This window comes from Christiangramia aestuarii, assembly GCF_009735585.1.
GTDB classification, from domain to species: Bacteria; Bacteroidota; Bacteroidia; order Flavobacteriales; family Flavobacteriaceae; genus Christiangramia; species Christiangramia aestuarii.
Map to the genome: position 1 here is coordinate 636,664 of NZ_VJVW01000001.1, position 15,845 is coordinate 652,508.

Annotated in this window: 14 protein-coding genes; 11 read left to right on the forward strand and 3 right to left on the reverse strand. The window is 39.2% G+C overall.

Annotated features, from left to right (window positions below; genetic code table 11):
* Positions 1–97 precede the first annotated feature (97 nt).
* The 6 genes from FLP08_RS02830 (at position 98) to FLP08_RS02855 (ending at position 9,374) form a co-directional block, all read left to right on the forward strand.
* Complete coding sequence (locus FLP08_RS02830) at positions 98–3,157, forward strand: T9SS type A sorting domain-containing protein (RefSeq protein WP_156273822.1); 3,060 nt, start codon at positions 98–100, stop codon at positions 3,155–3,157.
* Positions 3,154–3,864 carry a fibronectin type III domain-containing protein gene (locus tag FLP08_RS02835; protein WP_156273824.1) on the forward strand — a complete coding sequence of 237 codons (711 nt, stop codon included), beginning with the start codon at positions 3,154–3,156 and terminating at the stop codon, positions 3,862–3,864. The genes FLP08_RS02830 and FLP08_RS02835 overlap by 4 nt, the downstream gene beginning before the upstream one ends.
* 276 nt (positions 3,865–4,140) lie before the next feature.
* Positions 4,141–5,919, forward strand: a complete 1,779-nt coding sequence (locus FLP08_RS02840; protein ID WP_156273826.1) for a vWA domain-containing protein — start codon at positions 4,141–4,143, stop codon at positions 5,917–5,919.
* A gap of 183 nt (positions 5,920–6,102) precedes the next feature.
* Positions 6,103–7,161, forward strand: a complete 1,059-nt coding sequence (locus FLP08_RS02845; RefSeq protein WP_156273828.1) for an NAD-dependent epimerase/dehydratase family protein — start codon at positions 6,103–6,105, stop codon at positions 7,159–7,161.
* Positions 7,158–7,814 carry an SGNH/GDSL hydrolase family protein gene (locus FLP08_RS02850; RefSeq protein WP_238388431.1) on the forward strand — a complete coding sequence of 219 codons (657 nt, stop codon included), beginning with the start codon at positions 7,158–7,160 and terminating at the stop codon, positions 7,812–7,814. Before FLP08_RS02845 ends, FLP08_RS02850 begins: the two co-directional genes overlap by 4 nt.
* A 120-nt stretch (positions 7,815–7,934) precedes the next feature.
* Complete coding sequence (locus FLP08_RS02855; protein WP_156273830.1) at positions 7,935–9,374, forward strand: exonuclease domain-containing protein; 1,440 nt, start codon at positions 7,935–7,937, stop codon at positions 9,372–9,374.
* Between the two features lie 50 nt (positions 9,375–9,424).
* On the opposite strand, the gene FLP08_RS02860 is transcribed toward FLP08_RS02855, so the two are convergent.
* Positions 9,425–10,624, reverse strand: coding sequence for an NAD(P)/FAD-dependent oxidoreductase (locus FLP08_RS02860; protein ID WP_156273832.1), 1,200 nt, complete (start codon positions 10,622–10,624; stop codon positions 9,425–9,427).
* Positions 10,625–10,784: 160 nt separating this feature from the next.
* On the opposite strand from FLP08_RS02860, the gene rlmF reads away from it, so the two are divergent.
* Positions 10,785–11,636 carry a 23S rRNA (adenine(1618)-N(6))-methyltransferase RlmF gene (rlmF, locus tag FLP08_RS02865; protein ID WP_156273834.1) on the forward strand — a complete coding sequence of 284 codons (852 nt, stop codon included), beginning with the start codon at positions 10,785–10,787 and terminating at the stop codon, positions 11,634–11,636.
* Positions 11,637–11,822: 186 nt separating this feature from the next.
* Positions 11,823–12,422, forward strand: a complete 600-nt coding sequence (locus FLP08_RS02870) for an HD domain-containing protein (RefSeq protein ID WP_156273836.1) — start codon at positions 11,823–11,825, stop codon at positions 12,420–12,422.
* Between the two features lie 255 nt (positions 12,423–12,677).
* Here the strand turns inward: FLP08_RS02870 and FLP08_RS02875 are convergent, their stop codons facing one another.
* Both FLP08_RS02875 and FLP08_RS02880 read right to left on the reverse strand, forming a co-directional pair.
* Positions 12,678–13,367 carry a porin family protein gene (locus FLP08_RS02875; RefSeq protein WP_156273838.1) on the reverse strand — a complete coding sequence of 230 codons (690 nt, stop codon included), beginning with the start codon at positions 13,365–13,367 and terminating at the stop codon, positions 12,678–12,680.
* A 161-nt stretch (positions 13,368–13,528) separates the two neighbouring features.
* Entirely contained in the window at positions 13,529–13,843 is a 315-nt protein-coding gene (locus tag FLP08_RS02880; RefSeq protein ID WP_156273840.1) for a rhodanese-like domain-containing protein, read from the reverse strand.
* A 149-nt stretch (positions 13,844–13,992) separates the two neighbouring features.
* Here FLP08_RS02880 and FLP08_RS02885 point away from each other — a divergent pair, with 149 nt between their 5' ends.
* Genes FLP08_RS02885 through FLP08_RS02895 form a run of 3 tightly spaced genes read left to right on the forward strand, consistent with a single transcriptional unit; the run spans position 13,993 to position 15,671 of the window.
* Positions 13,993–14,445, forward strand: a complete 453-nt coding sequence (locus tag FLP08_RS02885; RefSeq protein WP_156273842.1) for a MarR family winged helix-turn-helix transcriptional regulator — start codon at positions 13,993–13,995, stop codon at positions 14,443–14,445.
* Positions 14,429–15,082 carry an NAD(P)H-dependent oxidoreductase gene (locus FLP08_RS02890; RefSeq protein ID WP_156273844.1) on the forward strand — a complete coding sequence of 218 codons (654 nt, stop codon included), beginning with the start codon at positions 14,429–14,431 and terminating at the stop codon, positions 15,080–15,082. Before FLP08_RS02885 ends, FLP08_RS02890 begins: the two co-directional genes overlap by 17 nt.
* A 19-nt stretch (positions 15,083–15,101) precedes the next feature.
* Complete coding sequence (locus FLP08_RS02895) at positions 15,102–15,671, forward strand: YceI family protein (protein ID WP_156273846.1); 570 nt, start codon at positions 15,102–15,104, stop codon at positions 15,669–15,671.
* The last annotated feature ends 174 nt before the right edge of the window (positions 15,672–15,845 follow it).

Here is a 15,845-nt window from a genome sequence, read left to right on the forward strand (position 1 = left end):
ACAAAGACCTAAAATTAGGTTAACAACCCCAACTACTTTCTGTTCAGAGTATTTTATTTAATTTTTCTATCTTCACAACATATTTTTTCCAAATTAAATGAACTTTACTACTCTAAGGATCTTTCTAGGGATCCTGTTAGCACCTTTATTCCTGAACGCCCAGGAAGTTCCTGAACCTCTAGTTCCAACAAAAATGGTTACCTACGGTAATCACAGACATACCAGCAGGGATGCCATATATTTCTCGGCAACCGATTCTCAAGGAAACCTTATTATTTTAGGCACAACCGAAAGAGACTTTAGTTTTACCGATGTGAAGATCGTTAGCTTAAATAAAGACCTAGAGGAGAATTGGACTGACAGGCTTAGTTGGGGAGGAACCAGTTATGACTATCCACTGGATATGTTCATAGACAAAGATGATCACATTTGGGTAATATCCAAGAATTATCTCGGTGGCACAGCAGCAAATTTTATCATTACCAGATATACTCCATCTGGAGAAAAACTTTGGGAATACATTTCACCGGAACCTCTGGAAACTTCTACACTGAATATGAGACAATATCCTCACTTCTTTGATGACGAGGGCTTTCTAAATTTCAGTTTTAGCCGTAACGGGCAATACCATCCCGAATACAGCTTTTTCAGGATTTCTCCACAGGGTAGTATTCAGGATCGGTATGATTTGGTAGGTCCGTTTTCGATCATGACCAACTTTCAGAACTTTTATCGGGGCCTTAGCTTAGAATATTATGAAGGTGTTGAAACCCTTTATTATCTAAAATTCAGAAAAGATGATATACATCGAGTTCATGTAGAGCTTACTGAAGAACAGGATTCCCAGCTTCGCAATTCTATATATGAGGAGACTTCTTTGAATTTAGTGGATAGCAGCGGAAACTATATTTTTATTGGAGATGGGAAATTTCACGCCTCAGATAATTCTATGCATGAGGGAATAATCATGATGTCCCTTACTTCAGAAGGTACCATTAATTTTTTCAATAAAGATGATCCCGATAATGACAAGTATTTTCTGGATGCAACTTTAGGTGAGAACAACGAAATTCTTGTACTAAGCAATTCCCATGCAATCTCAGAAAGAGCTAATGAACCCGACCTGAGCTTAGAGCGATACTCTCAATCGGGAGAACTTTTATCCTCCAAGCGAATTCCCGGCCTAACGGCTAATTTTGGGAAATTTTCTGAAAACGGGATCATCATCCGTACTACTTCTGGTGAAATACAGCAATATAACGAACAACTTCAACTAATTTCTTCTACTTCTGAAACTGCTCATCAATCCTATTTTCATCTTTCGAACATACATTCAATTGAAGAAAAGCCCTTTGAAGTTGGAACTTATATCTCGAAAAAATATGAAGATTCAGATTACTTAGGAGAACAAAATTTTCATGTAAGAAAGCTTGAAAACGACCAGGTTTCGGCTGAATTCAATTTTAATGGGGAAGGAACCTCCAAATTCTATAATTATAAGATGGTGGAGCAGGCAAACGGAGAAATAATAGTCTCCTGCCGGGAATTTTACGGTCCTCATAATATTGGTGCTTATGGTTCAAAAGCTCCCAGCGATAAAAAGCTGATTCGTTTTAGCTCTGAACTTGAATATATGGATGAAGAGATCGTTGATTTCGACTTTGACCTCTGGCAGGAACCAGGCCATGAATTTATAAATGAAAATGGAGAAAAATATACCTACGAAATTGGGGAGGATGAAAGAAGTGTAAATTTCTACCGGGATGGTAATCTGGAGTGGACCAGGAACCTGAATTTACCCGACAACTATTCAAAGATAAATCATTCGAATAAGGTTGATAAAGAAGGGAATTTTATAGTCTCTTCCTCGCTCTATAGAACTACATATGGCAAAATTCATAGACTTACCCCAGAGAACGAATACTCTTTCTTAGATACCGGGGGCAGTATGAATAAAATGCTTATCCTTAAGAATAACTGGATATTTAGCTTCTTTGAGGATTACTCCATTAGAATTTATGCCCCAGATCTAAGCCTTATCTCTTTCAATCAATATGAGCGGAATTACTTTGATTCAGAAAACGCACCTTATTTGGTTGAAAAAAACAATAAGATAATGCTAAATGTAAAACACCTGGGACTCGTAAAGGTATTTAATCAATATGGCCAATTTGAATCTCAATTTTCCCTGAAGGGTTATATACACCCTAGTGTAGCTTTTTTCAATGAAAAAGATGATTTTATAGTATATCACCTAACGGGACAGGGACTTTATACGGAACATGGTTTTAATTGGAGCCGGCTTGCCATAAGTAGTTACGGCGATTTGGTCGAAGACTATCTAAAGGATACCACCAACAATGATCAGGACAATGACGGTGTGATTGACCTTTATGACCAATGCCCAGACACGCCTGAAGGGGTAACAGTTAACGAGGCAGGATGTGAGTTGCTTCAATTACCAACCGACAATTTTAGTATTCAGACCAGAGATGAAACCTGCCTGGGTAGCAAAAATGGAAAATTAAGCGTTGAAGTTAAGCAGGAACACAATTATATTATTAACCTGAATGATGAACAACATGAATTCAGGTTAGGAATGTATTTCGAAGCTTTGGCACCTGGAAGCTACACCGCCTGTATAATGGTAAAAGCGGAACCTCAAACGGAGAGATGCTTCGAGTTTGAGATCAGGGAAGGTCAAAGTCTGAAGGCTACTAGCAACTTGGTTGGTAAAAATATGAACATACATATCGAAAAAGGTAGTGCACCTTTTAATGTAGAATTAGATGGTAGAAATCTCGGCACATTTAACTCCACAAACTTCCAGGTACTTGTAGAGAATGGTGGCAGATTAAAAATAAGGTCTGCCCAAGAATGTGAAGGTGATATAGAGATCCTTGTAAATGAGAAAGAGTCTGTTTACTTGGTTACCAACCCGGTCCACAACCAGGCTGAGTTTATCTTTTCAAAAGTTCAATCTGGCAAGATCAAGGTAAAAATCTACAATACTTCTGGTCAGGTATTGATTTCGAGAAAAAAAGAGCAAAGCCATGATAACAAGTTGTTGATTGATACTTCATCTTTGGTCACAGGTATATACTATGTGCAATTTGAGTTGGAAAACCAGCATATCTTAAAAATGATAAAACGATGAGAATTATTAAAAATCTACCCATTATAATTATTTGCATGGTTTCCCTGGCTTGTTCAAAAGAAGATTCAACAGGTACAGATGATCAGGTCGAAACTGGAAAGCCCCTAAATTTAGCTCCTTCCACTCCTGTTTTAATCTCTCCAGAAAAAGATCTTGAATGTTCTAATTCTTCGCTTAATTTTGAATGGGAGACCTCTATAGATCCGGAAAACGAATTGGTGAAGTACTTCCTCGAGATTTCTGAAAAGGAGGATTTTTCAAACCTATTTAAAAACCTTGAAACTAGCTATACTTCTGTTAGCATCGAACTGGAAAAAGGAAAGAAATATTATTGGCGTGTGGTGGCACATGATGAAAAGTTTAAGCAAAGTGAATATTCAGAAATTCGCACCTTTTTCACAGAACCTAAACTGGCCTTTAATGCCATTCCTCAAAACCCTCACTCCGAAATTCCTCAAAACAATTCTGTACAGAGTGCATCTCAAATAGATCTTAACTGGAGCTGTGAGGATGAAGATGGGGATCTTTTAACTTACGATGTCTATTTCGGGCTCAACAATCCTCCTCAGAAATATCTTGAGAATATTGAGAACCCCGAAGTCAGTGTGAGCCTTGAGACAGGAAAAACCTATTATTGGTATATTGTTGCCAAAGATCCGAAAGATGCCAGGGCGACCAGCCCCACCTGGAAATTCGAAACTCAATAAAAAAGTTTAATTTTCAGGTCTACTTTGTATTTAAATAAAAAATTGCAAAATAAATTTTATTGACAAACCCAACCGTTATTAATTACCAGGATCAGCTTCCTGAAATTAGGCCATTAACTAAGGTTATTGCAGACTGGCCGAAATCTGAAGGAAAGATCTATTTTACACTAGATAATTAAGCATTGAATTTTTCGATTTCACGGTCCGAAATTTGATCCTCAACATACGAGCCTGGCTTTCATAAGCCTATTTACCTAACTAAACGACTAAACTATTATGAGAATATTTTACTTTCTAATTTTCGCTTTTTGCCTGAATATACAGGCTAAAACCATTACCGGAACCGTTATCGATACCGAAAGCCAGGCTTTGCCAGGTGTAAATGTTATTATCAAAGGAACCTCTACCGGGGTAACTACAGATTTTGAGGGAAAGTATTCTATTGAAGCCGAGGAGGGTGATGTACTTATTTTCAGCTTCGTGGGTTTCAAAACCAAAGAAAAAAAAGTTGGTAAAAAGACCGAAATTAATGTCACGCTGGAAGCTGATTCCAGCAGCTTGGAAGAAGTGGTCGTAACTGGTTATTCAGCAGGTATTAGAATACGTGGTGTCTCCAGTCCTCAAACTCCAATTACCGCAAACGAATCTTACAATGAGATAGAGGAGAACAATTTTAAACTGGTCAAAGCCTCTCCTCTTTCCACTTTTTCGATTGATGTTGATAAGGCCGGCTATAGCAATATTAGAAGAATGATCAACAATGGCATTGAAATCCCCAGGGACGCGGTGAAGATCGAAGAAATGATCAATTATTTCAATTATGATTATGAACAACCTAAGGGTGAACATCCATTTTCTATTCAAACAGAATACGCTGAAACGCCATGGAATCCTGATACCAAATTGGTGAAAATAGGCATCCAGGGAAAGAAAGTTCCTTTGGAAAATGTACCAGCTTCAAATCTGGTATTCTTGCTCGACGTTTCGGGGTCGATGCATGCCCCCAACAAATTACCGCTTCTTAAATCGGCTTTCAAATTCCTCACTCAGCAATTAAGAGAACAGGATAAGGTGTCTATAGTAGTTTATGCCGGTGCAGCAGGCGTGGTGCTGGAACCAACATCTGGAGATCAGAAAATAAAGATCAAAGAAGCTTTTGCCCAACTTGCTGCCGGAGGTTCTACTGCCGGAGGTCAGGGAATTGAACTGGCCTATAAGATTGCTTCTGAAAATTTTATCGAGGACGGAAATAATCGGGTGATTCTTGCAACCGACGGCGATTTTAATGTTGGCCTGCATAGTGATAACGCGATGAAGGACCTCATCAAGGAAAAAAGGGAAACGGGAGTTTTTCTTACAGCTCTTGGCTTCGGAATGGGGAACTATAAAGATTCCAAACTGGAAACCCTGGCACAGGCCGGGAATGGAAATCATGCATATATAGATTCCATGCAGGAAGCACGCAGAATCCTGGGAACTGAATTTGGCGGGACCTTATATACCATCGCAAAGGATGTAAAGATCCAGGTAGAATTCAATCCTGAAAATGTGGAAGCATTCAGACTTATTGGGTATGAGAACAGGTTGCTGAACGATGAAGATTTTAATGATGACGAAAAGGATGCAGGAGAATTAGGGAGCGGCCATAATGTAACTGCTGTTTACGAGATCATACCTCCAGGGGTAAAAAGCAAATTCCTGAAGGATATTGATGATTATAAATACACCAAACAGGTTCCAAAAACTAAAAATTCGGGGGAACTTCTAACCGTAAAGTTCAGATACAAGGAGCCGGATGGTAAAAAAAGCAAATTGATCGAAGAGGTGGTTTATACCTCTTCAGAAAATGAACTTTCAGAAGATTTTAATTTTATTTCTGCCCTGGCTTTATTTGGGATGAATTTGAGAGATTCAGAATATACAAACGGAAAAAACTCACGAACGGTCATTGATCTTGCTGAGAAAGGAAGAGGTAAAGACGAGGAGGGTTACCGTGCGGAATTTATCAGGTTGGTAAAAAGCTATTCGAATAAGGACCATCTTACCGAAAAATAAATTTCAAATTCTAATGATAGAGTAAGACCTAAGATTTTCTTAGGTCTTATTTTTTGAAAGCACCTCTAGGGGTGCTTTTTTTATTCCTAAAACTGAAACCTAAAGCAAATCTGAAAATTAGCTGGAAAAAGCCTTATCTTTTATGATCGCTGAAATTAGCGGATATAATTAAAATTTAAAATTATGGCTCATATAGATAAAACCAAACCGGTACTGGTAACCGGAGCAACAGGATATGTTGCCGGCTGGCTGGTTAAAAGACTTCTCGAAGATGGAATTACCGTGCATGCGGCAGTTCGGGATCCTGAAAAGGAGGAAAAAGTACACCACCTCAACGGGATCGCTGAAAATTCCCCGGGAACCATAAAATATTTCAGGTCTGATCTTCTAGATGAAGGTTCCTATGCTGAAGCCATGCAGGGCTGCGAGCTGGTCTTCCATACGGCATCTCCCTTCACTTCAGAGTTCGATGATCCAAAAAAGGAACTGGTAGACCCGGGGGTGAAAGGAACCAAAAATGTATTACAGCAAGCAAATAAAACGGAAGGAGTAAAAAGAGTGGTTCTTACCAGCAGTTGTGCAGCCATATATACTGACGCTATCGAGGTGGAAAAAACTCCAGACAATAAACTTACCGAGGATATGTGGAACACCACGGCCTCCCTGGACTATCAGCCTTACTCCTATTCTAAAACCCTGGCAGAAAAGAAGGCCTGGGAGATCAATCGAGCCCAGGAAAACTGGGATCTTATAACTATTAATCCGTCCCTGGTGATGGGACCGCCTCTTAATCCCAGGGCAACGACTTCTGAAAGTTTCAGCTTACTGAAGCAACTCGGTGATGGAACCTTCAAAATGGGAGCTCCTAAACTTGGAATTGGCCTTGTTGATGTGCGGGACGTAGCAGAGGCGCATTACCAGGCCGGGTTTACTCCCTCTGCAAAAGGCAGGTATATTACCTCAGCGCATAACACCAATTTTGTAAAACTTGGTGAAGCTCTTGAACCAAAATATGGGGATTCTTATCCGGTGCCAACCAAAGCCTTACCAAAATGGCTATTGCTTTTAATTGGCCCCTATGTTAATAAAAATCTCTCGCGGCAATTTATTAGAAACAATGTTAACAAAGAATGGAGAGCAGACAATTCCAAAATTAAGAACGACCTGAATATTAAATTCAGGCCTATGCAGGAAACCATGGAAGACTCCTTCCAGGTACTCATCGATAATAATATAATTTGAATTTCTTCCTTAACCAGATCGCCAGCATGAAATATTTCAAGTTATGCTTAATTTTCATGGTATTGCTTACAAGCGGAATTTCCTATTCACAGGACACTGAGCTTAAAATTCTCTTTATTGGAAACAGCCTTACCTACACTAATGATCTTCCAAAACTTGTGGAGGAGGTTGCCGAAAAGCAGGGTTTAACTATAAAAACCGATATAGTTGCCAGGCCAGAATATGCCCTGTTAGATCACTGGGAGGATGGAAAAATACAAAGATTGATCTCCCGAAAAAATTATGATCTGGTAATTATCCAGCAAGGCCCCTCTTCTCAGGAATTTGGAAAGAGGATCCTGATAGAATATGGTGGAAAAATTAAAGCCTTATGTGAACAGAACGATACCCAGCTGGCGTATTTAATGGTCTGGCCTTCCCGCCGATATTATCATACCTTTGAAAAGCTTATCGAAAACCATCGGGAGGCGGCGAAAATCAATAAAGCGCTATTAATACCCGTAGGCGAGGTTTGGAAAAAGCATTTTGAAGCGAGTAATAATTTCGACTACTATGGCCCCGATCAGTTTCATCCCTCGAAGAAAGGAAGCCGGGCTGCTGCCGAAGTTATTGCCTCAGAAATTATAGAATGGAAAAAGACCAATAAAATTTAGCTTCCGGATAAATATTGAAAGCCCTTAATTTCCGAACCGACTATAAAATAGTCAATTACTCCTAACTTGGATTTTTTCCTATGGTTTGGATATTTTCCTATTAAAGGCTAATTTTATCCCATGAAAGATATCAAATTCGCGATCACCGATATTGAAACCACCGGCAGTGGGATAAGAGGAAATAAGATCACCGAGATCTGTATCATTGTAGTTCAGAATGGGGAGGTTATAGACAGGTATTCCTCACTGGTGAATCCAAGTCAGTCAATTCCTCTATATATAGAAAGTCTTACAGGGATCAATGACGAAATGGTCTTAAATTCGCCGCAATTCTCTGAAATTGCAGATGAAATCGAGAAGATCACCAGAGACTGCGTTTTTGTGGCCCATAATGTGAATTTTGATTATAATATTCTCCGGGCCGAGTTCACCAATATTGGTAAGGAATTTAAGAGGAAGAGAATATGTACCGTACGATTGACAAAGAAACTTATCCCCGGTCTTTTTTCCTACAGCCTGGGTAACATCTGTACCAGCATCAATATTCCGCATTTCGACAGGCATCGCGCCGGTGGCGATTGTGAAGCTACCGTAACCCTGTTTCAACGTTGCGTTTCCTTAGATCCTGAATATGTGGTGATCACTGAAATGCTGAACAGAAAAACCGGCGCCTCCTATCTGCCGCCGCATTTCAAGGATTCAGATTTTGATAAGCTTCCAAAGGGTACCGGAGTATATTTTTTCAAGGACAAGGATGGTATTCCGCTTTACATTGGCAAGGCAAAAAATATAAAGACAAGGATAAAATCTCATTTTCAGGAGAGATCTAACAGGAAGTATAAGTTGATGCAGGCTACGCATAGCATCGATTATGAGCTTACGGGCAACGAATTCCTCGCCTTGCTCCGTGAGTCTGAACTTATTCTTAAATACTATCCGGAATTCAACAAGGCCCAGAAAAAATATACCAAACCTTATACGCTAACTTCTTACCACAACCAAAAAGGGATCGAAGTTTTTGCCCTGCATAAAAACAAGATCGCGCCGGTTAGCTGGATGAAGTTCTATACGCGGGAAGAAGCGGTGAAGTTCATGGAATTTGTATGCGAAAAATTTGAGCTTTGCCCTAAGTATTCGGGTTTGCAGCGCGGAGTTAAATCCTGTGACCATTATAAAATAAAGTCCTGCAGTGGTTTGTGTAAAGATGAAATCGGGATTCACGAATATAACGAGCGGGTAGCCCAGGCACTGGACTTTATAAACGAATATGATAATTCGTGTTTGTTGATGGAAAAAGGTAGGAACAGGGACGAAAAGGCCTTTATCTACCTGGACCAGGGGAAATATGCCGGATACGGTTTTATCAGTAATTCAGAAGATTTTTCCCAACCTGAAGACTTCAGGAATTTTTTGATCCCCCAAAAGAATTCTGGTTATACTGACAGGATCGTGAGCAGGTACCTCAATACCAAAAAGAACATCAAAAGGATCGACCTGGAAGACCAGTCCAGCAAAACTACCAGTTACGAGCCGGAAAATTTCTTCGCAGAAATTCATTAATAAATAAAAAGCCGGCCCTTTTCGCCGGCTTTATTGAACATTAATTTTAATCAGGGTAATTGAGAAAATCCGTGCCTGGTTTTCCAAAGAAAATATTTCTCGAAAAGAACCTTGGAGAAATCAAAGATCAGGTTTGGGATCATCACGGCAAATTTTCGAGGCTTGAACAAAGTATCAGAAAGAATGATGACTTCCTTTTTACCTGCATCCATCACGCAAATTCCGGGAATTTTTCCCCAGGCTTTTTTCTTCAGCTCGCTTTTGCCTTTTAAAATCCTGGAAATGTTTTCTGCAACTATCTTCCCGGTCTCATCTGACGGATATCCGGTTTTAGGCCCCGAGAACGGGATCTTGCCGGGTTTGAAGGGTAGTTTTACATCTACCGCGATGCCAGCGGCCCATACATTGGGCAAACTCACATGCCGGTAATCATCGGTCACCGGGATATAACCGTTTTGTGTCGCTTCCAGACAAGGAGAATTTTTCACAAAATCAACTCCTACAAAAGGAGGCATAAGCATGGTGAACTTACTTGGCAATTCCTCGCCGTTACTCAAGACAACTTTATCTGGAAAAACCTCTTTAACCCCTACTTCAGTTCTGTAGTGTATATTAAACATTTTCATAAAAGATTTTAGCATGGTTTCTCCACCGGTTATTCCGTCTATTCCAAAATGTCCCAAAAAGGTTTCGGGGGTGATCCAGTATAGGTCAACCTTTTTTCTGATCTTTTGTTCACGAAGCCATTTTTCGATATTAAACAGGAATTCATAAGCCGCTCCCATACAGCCGGCATTCTGTGTGGCCCCGATCACGATAGGTCCGGGATCATTTTTAAACTCCTCGAGAGCTTTCCTGGTTTTCATGGCTCCGGCGGGAGTTCCAATATAATATGCATGCTCTTTAACTCCAGGAGCAACATCGTAAGCCACTTTAGGCCCCGTGGCGATCACTAACTGATCGTAATAAACATCACCCTTATTTGTCTTTATAACCTGATTCGTGGTATCAACCTCAATCGCTTCGGCTTGCATAAAATCAACACCTTTCTTTGCCAGGATAGCATCTTTTTTAAAAGAGATATCCCTGACTTCACGTCTACCGAAGGGAACCCAAATCAATGAGGGTATAAATAAAAATAAGGGTGACTTATCTATCATAAGAACTTTATGTTCTTTTCCAATCTTTCTTTTCAACTCAAGGGCTGCGGTCATTCCCGCAAAATTACCTCCTATGATCACCGTTTTCATGATTTCTGAAATTTATACATTAAAGTTAATTCAACCCAGGAAGCTGTACAGTGACATTTGTCACATTTCCAGACTTTTAAAATCAAAAAACCGAAGATATCCAGACAAGGTTTAGACGATTTAAAATCTGCTATCTTTGAACCCAATTTAATTTCAGAATATGCACCCGGATAACCTTCACAGGGATTCTTATGATTTTGATGCTCTCTCCATGGCAAATCCTGAACTTTCCAGGTTCGTATTCACCAATAAATTCGGTAACCAAAGCATTGATTTCGGCGATCCCGAAGCGGTACTGCAATTAAACAGGGCTCTGCTCAAACATCACTACCAGATCGAACACTGGAGTATTCCCAAAAACTATTTATGCCCGCCAATTCCGGGCCGTGCAGATTATATACACTATATTAATGATCTGCTTGGAGAAACATCGACGGAGCAGCCGGTTAAGGGAGTCGATATTGGGGTTGGGGCCAATGCCATTTACCCAATACTGGGAGCAAGCATCTACTGCTGGGAAATGACCGGAACCGATATAGAGGAAAGATCTGTCCTCGCCGCACAAAAGAACATTCAGGGAAATGAAAAAATTTCAGGGAAAATAGAGATCAGGTTTCAACAGGATCGTGGCAGCATATTCAAAGGCGTTATAAAGAAAGGAGAATATTATCACTTTAGCATGTGCAATCCACCTTTCCATGCTTCCGAAAAGGAGGCAGAAAAAGCTGCGCAGAGAAAACTGAAGAATCTTGGACTTACTTCGTCAGGCCTAAATTTTGGTGGACAGGCAAATGAGTTATGGTGCAATGGAGGCGAGGCCTTATTCATTAAAAGGATGATAAGAGAGAGTGTAGGTTTCAGCTCCCAGGTAGGCTGGTTCACCTGCCTGGTATCAAAAAGGGAAAACCTTCCCAGGCTATATAAACAACTGAAAAAACTAAAGGCCAGCTTTAAAACTATCGAAATGGGCCAGGGTAATAAGATAAGCAGGTTCATTGCCTGGAAATTCTAAAACGAATTTACTTTGAACGGAGTTTTATTCATTTTTCGAATGAATTAATATCTATATAATTTTCTGTCTTAAAGGCATTTATTTTGATCAATTTTCAAAACTTGATTATCAAAAATGCGGCTTATTTGAGTTAATTTTCGTAAATAGTATAAAATAAGGAAGTATTATTAGACGAATTTACCTGAAATGGAAAAAGATCAACTTTTTGATAATCTATACTCCCGCCTGGAAAATGAGCTTCCCTACTACCTCTACTATCACAGCCCGGAACATACACTAAACGTTATAGAACGTTCGGTATTCCTTGCTAAAACTGAAAATCTTCCCGAGAAAGATATTGAACTTATAAAGGTTGCGGCCTTATACCACGACGCCGGATTCCTTATTGGCAGAGAAGATCATGAATCTAAAAGCTGTAAGCTGGCCTCAAAGGAATTGCCGGTCTACGGCTATTCTGATAGCCAGATCAAGGAAATCTGTGGAATGATAAATGCTACCCGCATTCCCCAAAAAACCCACAATCTTAATGAGCAGATTGTTGCAGATGCAGATCTGTTCTACCTGGGCACCAATAAATATGATTTTTATGCCAACCAGTTATATAAAGAATTAAGACATCTCTACCCGGAAATTGACGAAAGGAAATGGTTTGAAATTCAACTTAATTTTCTCGAAGAACATCGTTATCATACAGACTATGCAAGGGAGATACTTGCACCGGTGAAAGAAATGAACATCGAAAAATTAATGAATTCCCAGGACCAATTATTAAACGGCTCGCAATGATTTGAAATTATTCAAAAAAATAATATAACTTTAAATTTCAATTTTTGGTTTTAGAGTAAGTAAACAGCATAGGTGATAATAAAATCTTATTCTTTAACTAACCAACCAGGAAAAGGGATAGCTATAGCTGTCCCTTTTTTGCTTTCTAGACCTTTGAATTAAGTACCTGAGCCCCTAACGATTATATATGTAAATTCTTTTTTACAAAAAAAATGCTCCTTAGAAGGAGCATTAGTTTATCTAATTGTGAATTGGCTAAAAATAGCAGCCTCCTTTTCTTCTGCCAGGGTTGGCAGCACTGTCAAATATTTTAAAGCTAATACTTAAAAGGATCTGGTTAAGCCTTCCATCATCGAAATCTGCAGTGTTTATCCCGTAACCATCACTACCTCCATTTACGATATTAATTACATAAGGCTCCTTGGAAGCCAAAGTACGATCATATCTAAGATCCAGTTCAAATCTTCCAAAACTGGCTTTTATTCCTGCCTGCGCAGCCAAGGGGTTATTCTGTACTATAACAGGCTGGTCTGGCTCATTCCCTTCTAAAGTAGCATCAAGAATTTTCTGGTAAGCAGGACCGGCATAAATATCCAGTGGTCCCCACACATTATATCCAAAGAGTAAAGGTACACTTACCTTTTCTACAGCGTAGGTAGATGCTTGAGTAGGAAAAGGAAATTCTGTTTCCATAGCACTATAGATCACTTCCGGACGAATTAAAAACTTGTTGAACCTTACTTCGAAAAATCCACCTCCGTGATATTTAAATTGGGAGTCTGCCTCTACGGTACCTCCAAAATCGGCTCCTCCACCAACTCTACCAGTGATCTGGCCACCCATTACATAACTGGGACCTCCCTTGATCCCGAAGCTAAACTCCTGAGCATTAGAAACCGAAATACAGAAAAATCCAATTATAAGTAGATAAAATGCTTTATTCATAATTCATAGTATATTGGCAGACAATCGGGGTTAAATATATCAATTTAATGGACTAATCAAATAGTTCAACCAATGTTTTTAACGCAAAAAAAGCTGCTTCAGTATATTAAAATCAAAAAAGCACCAATAACTGGTGCTTTCATTTTCTAGAAAATTTTTGATTATGCTGTGGTTTTATCGCCTTCCCATTCAGAGAATCCACCTAAAAGATTATAAGTTTCACTAAAGCCCATCTGGTCCAGTAAGATACAGGCCTGGGAACTTCTTTTCCCAGAACGGCAATAAATATAATAATGCTTTGATTTGTCAAGTTTTTCAACCTCGTTGACAAAACCCTGACCTTTATAAATATCTATATTTTTTGAATTCGGGATATAACCCTCCTCTACTTCTTCTTCTGTTCTAACATCAAGAATTACGGCCTTGTCATCTTTTTCAAGTTTTTCCTGCCATTCTTTTTGAGTTAACTCTTTCATAGTAATATCGGTTTTATTTGGTCGTGTAAAGATAACTGATTTTTTCTTCTAAGAAATCTGAGAGCCGCCACAGGGAAAATTTAACAGAACATTAATTCTTCCACATTAAAATTTAATTACATTTGTATGTACAATTGTTGTAGTAACAAATGAAGATAGAAGAACTGCTGAAAACTGAAAATGAAATGTCTGAGGCCAAAAAACTGGTCCTGAATCTTATAGTGACCGCCAATCACATAACCGAAAAACTGGCCGAAGCATTTAAACCTTTCGGAATTAGCAGTCAGCAATTCAACGTCCTTAGGATCTTAAGAGGGCAAAAAGGAAAACCAGCCAACCTGTCAACGCTTCAGGAAAGGATGGTCACTAAAATGAGCAACACGACCAGGCTGGTAGATAAGTTAGTAGACAAGGATCTTTGTGAAAGGATTGTGTGCCCTTCTAACCGAAGAAAAGTAGAAATAAGGATCACCGGTGAAGGATTAAGATTACTGGAAGAACTGGATCCTATCATAGAAGAGATCGAAAATAGCTTTGCTAGAAAAATAAATGAAAAAGAAGTTTTATCACTAAACACTAAATTAAATGAACTTAGAAGTTAACACCCAAACAACTTATAACGAAGACCTCAACTGGAGGTATGCGACCAAAAAATTTGATGCCAATAAGCAAATAAACCAGGAAGACCTGAATTCTTTATTAGAAAGTATTCAACTTTCAGCTTCATCTTACGGTTTACAGCCTTACGAGGTAATCGTGGTTAAAGATCCTGAAACCAGGGAAAAATTAAAGGCTGCTGCATGGAACCAGACCCAGGTTACCGATGCATCCTATTTACTGGTATTTGCTAATCTTAAATCGGTTAGTGAATCGTATGTAGACAATTACCTTGATAATATTGCCGATACCAGGAATCTTTCTCGCGAAGATCTGAAGGGAATGGAAGATATGATCAAAAATACTACCCTTCAACTATCTGCGGAAGAACAGGAAGCCTGGGCAGCCAAACAAGCCTATATAGCTCTGGGAAATCTATTATCGGCCGCGGCTAATCTTAAGATCGATACCTGCCCGATGGAAGGTTTCGATGCTCAGAAATTTGATGAGATCCTGGGCTTAAAAGATAAAAATCTTACCACGGCCGTGATCGCACCTGTTGGATATAGAAGTGAAGATGACTCTTACCAGCACCTGGCAAAAGTGAGAAAATCAAAATCAGACTTAATAGAAATAATTTAACAAACAAAAATCGATAATTATGAAAAATGGAATTTTAAAAGGCGGAATAGCCCTCGCAATCATTTTGACTACCCTTGCATTCACAAACACTAAAAAAGAGGTAGATGTAGAGGCCAGTACTGTAAAATGGACTGGAGAGAAAGTGACCGGATCTCATAACGGAACCATCCAACTGGAAAGCGGACATTTTATGATGGAGGATGATAAAATCGTTGGTGGAGAATTCGTGATGGACATGAGCACCATAGAAGTAACCGATCTTACCGGTGAAAACAAGGGTAAACTTGAAGGTCACCTGAAATCTGAAGATTTTTTCGGTGTAGAAAAGCATCCTACCGCGAAACTGGTAATTACCAGTGCAGCCTCTAAAGGAGCTGGTAAATACGGGATCGTAGGTGATCTTACTATTAAGAACGAAACCCATCCAATTACCTTCGACCTGGTAATGAATGGAAATACCGCCTCGACCAGTCTTACCATAGACCGTTCAAAATATAACGTGAGATATGGATCTGGAAGTTTCTTTGACAACCTTGGAGACAAGACCATTTATGACAACTTTGAACTTGATGTAAATCTTAAGTTCTAAATCTCAAAATCCCGGAAGACTGCTTCCGGGATTTTTATTTCTAAAAATGTTTGTTTAGAAAAATTTGATCTCTATCTTTGAAGTCATGTTTAAAATGAATACAAATAACTGGTGGTGGAATAACTTACGTCAAACTTCGTGAGCTAAACTGCCATTTCCATTATAGAAAACTCA